1 protein-coding gene is annotated in these 441 nt (G+C 51.7%); it reads right to left on the reverse strand.

The features are described 5' to 3' along the window. Nucleotides 1-172 precede the first annotated feature (172 nt). Nucleotides 173-358: a hypothetical protein gene (locus AC2FC2_RS26980; protein ID WP_490660208.1), complete on the reverse strand. Its 186-nt coding sequence runs from the start codon at nt 356-358 to the stop codon at nt 173-175. Between the last annotated feature and the right edge of the window lie 83 nt (nt 359-441).

Genomic DNA, 441 nt, shown 5'->3' on the forward strand with positions numbered 1-441 from the left:
ACGTACTCTTGCGAGTAGAGGGGGCTAACATCCTTTACCGACTCACATTCAGCGTCTGGAGCTTCATCATCTAACTTATCTCTCCACACATATCCGCAAAGACCAGTAGCCCATACGTGTTCTTTTAATGCCCACGCCACAGGCTTGCTCAGTTCTCTCAGCTTATTGCCCATCACTCGTCCCCCTCATCATCACGCCGAACGATATAGAACTCTTTGCAGCCACAGCGCGGGCAGGTCGAATCTTTCACCGGTACACCACTGATTGGCTTCCCTTCAACCATTACGCGCTCAGAGTGCAGATGAACCAGCTTGCATTTCCTTCTGCAGCATTCGTATGTGTCGTTTGCCATGCTCATTGTGCTTTCTCCTGGGCTTCAGCCCCCTTCACGAAGATGATCCAGTGCGTTTTATCGCTCTTGCCGGTGCGCTGCCAGATAGC

Source organism: Serratia sp. CoH_122_TC_1, assembly GCF_058191755.1.